At 61.4% G+C, this 5165-nt stretch carries 6 protein-coding genes; 2 read left to right on the forward strand and 4 right to left on the reverse strand.

What is annotated here, in order from left to right; translation table 11 throughout:
* Window positions 1–172 precede the first annotated feature (172 nt).
* Entirely contained in the window at window positions 173–679 is a 507-nt protein-coding gene (locus BJI47_RS20135; RefSeq protein ID WP_088945423.1) for a DinB family protein, read from the forward strand.
* 245 nt (window positions 680–924) lie between these two features.
* On the opposite strand, the gene gap is transcribed toward BJI47_RS20135, so the two are convergent.
* From gap to BJI47_RS20150, 3 genes are all read right to left on the reverse strand, one after another.
* Entirely contained in the window at window positions 925–1920 is a 996-nt protein-coding gene (gene gap, locus BJI47_RS20140) for a type I glyceraldehyde-3-phosphate dehydrogenase (protein WP_088945424.1), read from the reverse strand.
* Window positions 1921–1941: 21 nt separating this feature from the next.
* Entirely contained in the window at window positions 1942–2520 is a 579-nt protein-coding gene (locus BJI47_RS20145) for a TetR/AcrR family transcriptional regulator (protein WP_217808565.1), read from the reverse strand.
* A 365-nt stretch (window positions 2521–2885) separates the two neighbouring features.
* Window positions 2886–4016 carry a DUF1524 domain-containing protein gene (locus BJI47_RS20150; protein ID WP_088945425.1) on the reverse strand — a complete coding sequence of 377 codons (1131 nt, stop codon included), beginning with the start codon at window positions 4014–4016 and terminating at the stop codon, window positions 2886–2888.
* An 84-nt stretch (window positions 4017–4100) separates the two neighbouring features.
* On the opposite strand from BJI47_RS20150, the gene BJI47_RS20155 reads away from it, so the two are divergent.
* Window positions 4101–4325, forward strand: a complete 225-nt coding sequence (locus BJI47_RS20155; protein ID WP_176224983.1) for a hypothetical protein — start codon at window positions 4101–4103, stop codon at window positions 4323–4325.
* Between the two features lie 15 nt (window positions 4326–4340).
* Here the strand turns inward: BJI47_RS20155 and BJI47_RS20160 are convergent, their stop codons facing one another.
* On the reverse strand, window positions 4341–4934 hold the full coding sequence (locus tag BJI47_RS20160) for a GNAT family N-acetyltransferase (protein WP_088945427.1): 594 nt from the start codon (window positions 4932–4934) through the stop codon (window positions 4341–4343).
* Window positions 4935–5165: the final 231 nt, after the last annotated feature.

Consider the following 5165-nt stretch of genomic DNA (forward strand, 5'->3'; position numbering starts at 1 on the left):
TCTCACTTCTGGTGATGCGCCGCTCGCTTCGAACCACTCCGACCGCCCCCTCAACAGCGCCTTTGGTATCGGCGCCTCCACTTGTCGGCGGATTTCCCCTCACTGGTCAGCGGTCACACCTCGCCCTCACCCAACGCAAGCCCCACACATAGCCGGAAGGAACAAAAAAACAATGCAGGACAACATGATTACACTCGGCGCCGATCGATCCATCATCGACAGCATGCTCGACCACAACCGACGAGCACTGATCGACACCGTGCAGGGCGTGTCCGAGATTGATGCCCGCAGACAATTGGTTCCGTCGTTGACAACGCCGATAACCTTGATCAAGCACGCGGCGGCCGCGGAACGGATTTGGTTCCAAAGGCATTGGGCCGGACTCAGTGAATCCGAATGCGACGGCTACTCGCGCCGTGACGAAGGCACCTTCACCGTCAGCGACCACGAGACGCTGGTAGAGGTCATTGCCGAGTTCGAACGAGCCAGCAGTAAATCACGCCGAATCGCCTTACGTTTCGGCCTGGACGAGACCATCGACCTTCCTGTCGAGGGCACTGTTTCCATGCGATGGACACTGCTTCTGATGATTCAAGAATTCGCCAGACATGCCGGTCACGGCGACATCCTCCGCGAGCAGATCGACGCCGCCAACTCGGTCGATACCGCACTCCTCTGACACCAACCGGCTACCGACCGTGCAGCCCACTTCTGCCACCGGAATGTCAGAAGGCAGCTGCACTCACCTACAAACTCCAGCACAGAATGCAGTCCACTTCTGAAACCGACAGCACAGTGACACCTGAAGGTGTGTCAGAAACCATTGAGACCAAGCTCGTGTGTGGCAGCTGCTCTCACCGCGCGGTTACGTAACGGGCGCTGCGTTATCCCCCAGCGCAGCATCCCAACCGGGGTCCGGATTGTTTACGAGCCAAGCCGCTGTGAGAGCTCGACGAGGCGATTGGAGAATCCCCACTCGTTGTCGTACCAGGCGAAGACCTTGACTTGTTCGCCGACGACCTGAGTGAGGGGCGCATCGAAGATCGCCGAGTGAGGATCGCCGACGATATCGGCGGAGACAAGTGGCGCCTCCGAATAGGCAAGGTAGGACGAGAGTTCAGGAGTCTGCCCTGCTGCGCGGAACGCTTCATTGACTTCCTCGACGCTCACCGGTCGTGACAGATGGGCGGTGAGGTCGGTGATAGATCCAACGGGCACCGGGACACGCAGCGAGAGTCCGGTTAGTTTCCCGTCCAGTTCTGGGATGATCCGCCCGATCGTGGCGGCCGCGCCGGAGGAAGTCGGGATCGTGGACAGTGCCGCGGCGCGGGCGCGCCGGAGATCGCTGTGCGGAGCATCGTGGAGGCGCTGGTCGCTGGTATAGGCGTGGATTGTCGTCATGAGTCCGGACTCGATGCCGAACGCTTCGTGCAGAACCTTCGCCATCGGGGCGAGGCAGTTGGTCGTGCAGGAGCCGTTGGAGAACACGTCTTCCGGCATGTCGAGGGCATCGTCGTTGACCCCGAGTACGACTGCAGGGACATCACGGTCCGCGGGCGCCGAAATGATCACCTTGCGCGCTCCAGAGGTCAGGTGTTGGCGAGCGTTGACCGAGTCCGTGAAACGGCCGGTCGACTCGATGACGACATCGACGCGTTCGTCGCTCCAAGGGATGAGGGACGGCTCGCGCTCGGAGGTGACGCGAATACGTTTCCCTGCAACGACAATCGTGTCCCCATCGACCTGAACGCCTTCGAGATGCCCAGACAATGAGTCCCACTCCAGGAGCGAAGCCAGTGTTGCGGTGTCGGTGATGTCGTTGATTGCGACGATCTCGACATCCGCATCGCTGCGTAGCGCGGCTCGTAGGTAGCTGCGACCGATGCGGCCGAAGCCGTTGATTCCGATTCGGACGGTCAAGGGGTCTCCTTCTTGAGTTGGTCAGTGATCGGTGCAGACAGCGGAATGGGCGACGTCGAGCAGGGAAACGGCTCCACGAACCGCCGCGTCCATCGGGCCTTGCTCGCCCTTCGCGCGAGCAAGTACATAGCCGCCCTGCAGGACCGCCGCCAGTGTTCGTGCGAGATCCGCCGGGACGATGCTCGTGGGGAGTTCCCCTGCGGCAATCGCGGCAGCGATCACCCGCTCCCAGCGGGTCAGCATCGCGTCGAACGCATTCGCAACGACTGCGATGAGTTCCGCATCTGTGACAACCTGCGGGTCCTGGGTCATCCGACCCACCCGACATCCCCGCGTACCAGGCCGAGGTAACAGGAGGTAGCGCTTCATCTGCTCGAGCGGCGAGCCATCTCCGTCCAAAAGCGAGGACTCGCCCGTCATTTCTCCCGTAACTGCGGACAGCGCTTCGACCGCAAGCTCATGCTTCCCACTGAAATGGTGATACATGCTGCCCTGACCAACCCCAGCTCGCGCCATCACCTCACGCGGGCTCGTCGCGGCATAGCCGCGCTCCCACAACAACTCTGCCATCGCACCCGTCAACTGATCTCGTGCACTCACACCGACACTGTAACAACTAGTATGTACAGCACAAAACCGGGACGAACACGAAGGGGGCCAGACTCCGAAGATGGCTTGGAAGGAACCCGGAACGGGTTCACGGACACAAACGTCGTCGAGCGAGCGTCAACCGGCCGAACAAACGAGCGGATCGCACAGCGCTGAGACATACTCGCAACATCTCTGAGAATGCAGCCGCAGGCACCCCGGATGGTATTGAACCGACGTCGAGGTCGGATCAACCTCCATCGGACGCTGCATTCAATTTCGTTGACCCACTGGCGAATATAGGGCCTGGTCCGTGAACTTCCGACCCATCGCCGACGAAAAGTCGACGACTACAGTTCCAGATCACATCCACGGCGTTACTCGCAACCGACGCCGTCACCATCACGGTCGAGCTTGCTGCTGTAACCGGGTTGTCCGGCCCGGATGGGGGCGGCACCGGCTGCACGAACTGCGCTGCAATTCTGGTAGTACACGCTCGACGGTGCAGGCGCCTCGACCAGCGGAGCGGGCGCTGGTGCTGGTGCAGGTGCGACCGGAACAGGTGCGGGTGCAACCGGTGCAGGTCGAGGAGCTGGAGCAGGTGCTGGCGCTACCGGAGCTGGTGCAGGTGCGGCTGCGCCGCAGTCACCGAGGACGCGGGTGATCGCGTCATGCTCGGGCTGGGTGACCCACAGTCCGTAGGCGGCCTTCACCTCGACCTGCCGAGCAACATAGGTGCACCGGTATGCGGTGTTGCTGGGGAGCCAGGTCGCGGCATCGCCGTCGCTCTTCTGCTGGTTCGCCGGGCCATCGACGGCCTGCAGGTTGCGCGGGTCGTTCGCCAGGCTCTTCAGCGTGGCCGGGTCGAGTTGCTGAGCACCTGTCTGCCAGGCATTACTGAGGGCGACCATGTGGTCGATTTGCACAGCGCTGGAGGTGTCGGTGCCGCGGACGAAGCTGATGGTGGTTGCGGTGTACGTATCGGCCAGGGTGCCGGTTTGTACCGCGCATCCGTTGGACCCCGGCTTCACGGTGATCGCGGTGAGATCTCGACGTAAAATATCGTTCCTCGTATCGCAGCCGTTATGACCACCTTCGACGGTGACATCGTCGGTCCAGGCCTGCCCGAACATCTCTCGGTCGTACCCGGTCTTCGGGGCTCGCCCCTTGATCGGCACGGTCGCCAGCATGCTCAGGGCAGCGTTCGCGCCGTCCGCGTTCTCGACCGCCAACGCCACCGGTACGGGTGCGAGCATCGACTCGGGTGTAGTTGCGGCGGAGCTCGGAGCCACGGGCGATGTTGTAGCGATGGCAGCTTTCGAGGTGCTGGTCATCGTGGCGGATGCTGCCGCTACGGCTGCCTCCTGCGCGGCGGTGTCCCTCGACCCGGTCGGATCCACCACACCGATGACCAGCAAGCCGGACACGACTGCACCGGTGACCCACGGCCACTTCCGTCTCCCCTTCGATGCGGTTGGTGCAGGCGGCGAATAATCAAAATCAGACACAGTAGTTCTCCAAAGGCAGGAATGGGCACAACGAGGTCGGTCGACATCGTAGTAGGACCGCTGATAGCGGCCGATACATTCGAAATGCCTTCGCCGTTATCGGCGGGGCAGTGGTTGTCGCATTGGATCGGGTTCGGGCTCATCGACGCGATGGTCATCTCACTCGTCGAAGTCACCTTCGGAGATGTGCCGGGTGCGGGCGTGTCGTTCTGCTCCGGTGAGGGTGGGCGCAATTTGGGTGCGAATCCGGCGGTGGCGGATCTCAATGTGGGCAGCAACATGCAGACGGCCTTAATCACGCTCGCCTGAAGACCTGGATCCGATTCAGCCTGGGGTTGAGTCTCCCCTGAGCAAGCTGTGTACGTGCATGTCATGCCACCCGTCTGCATGGCGTGCTGATCCGCGGCGGATGCCTTCTGTCTGAAATCCGGCCTTATCCGCAACGCGACACGACGCAGCATTGTCTACTGAGTGTTCGAGTTCGAGTCGGTTGAAGGCCACTTCGTCGAAGGCCCATCTTGCTAACGCAACAACGGAATTCGGGCACACTCCATACCCGCGCGCAGATGCGGCCATCCAGTACGCCAGATCGGCCGTCCCGTCATAGAGATCAATATTTTTCAATGCGATACGACCGAGTAGGCGGTCCGAACCTGAATCAACCACAGCCCAATGGGCTCCGGATTCTTTGAGCCACTCAGACTGCCACCCTCCGATCCATCCTGCTGCCTCCTCGATCGAATCAGCACGTTTGACGTGCCATCGTTGGATGAGTGGGTCCTGAAAGAATTCCATCACCGCTGCGGCGTCACCGTTCACCCACGGCCGGAGTGAAACCGACCGCGACACCTCGATCACGGGTTGTTCAATCCCGAACAACGATCCCTCGGGGATCGACGGTTCGACCAGGATGGGCACAAAGTCAATCCTGGTACAGCGTCATCACGTTGAGCAACACCTACCCGACTAACCGTTCTCGGCGAGACAACGCCGTCAAAGGCACGGCTTGCAAGCACACGCTCTGGTTGGCAGGATCATCGCCAGCGTCGCGTGTCGATGACGGACAGCGTCAGGCATGGAGGCGTGGAACTGCCCAGGAGGCAGACACTCATGACCATCACGTTCGATCACACCATCGTCGTCTCGAAA

Source organism: Rhodococcus sp. 1168 (assembly GCF_002091955.1).
GTDB lineage: Bacteria > Actinomycetota > Actinomycetes > Mycobacteriales > Mycobacteriaceae > Rhodococcoides.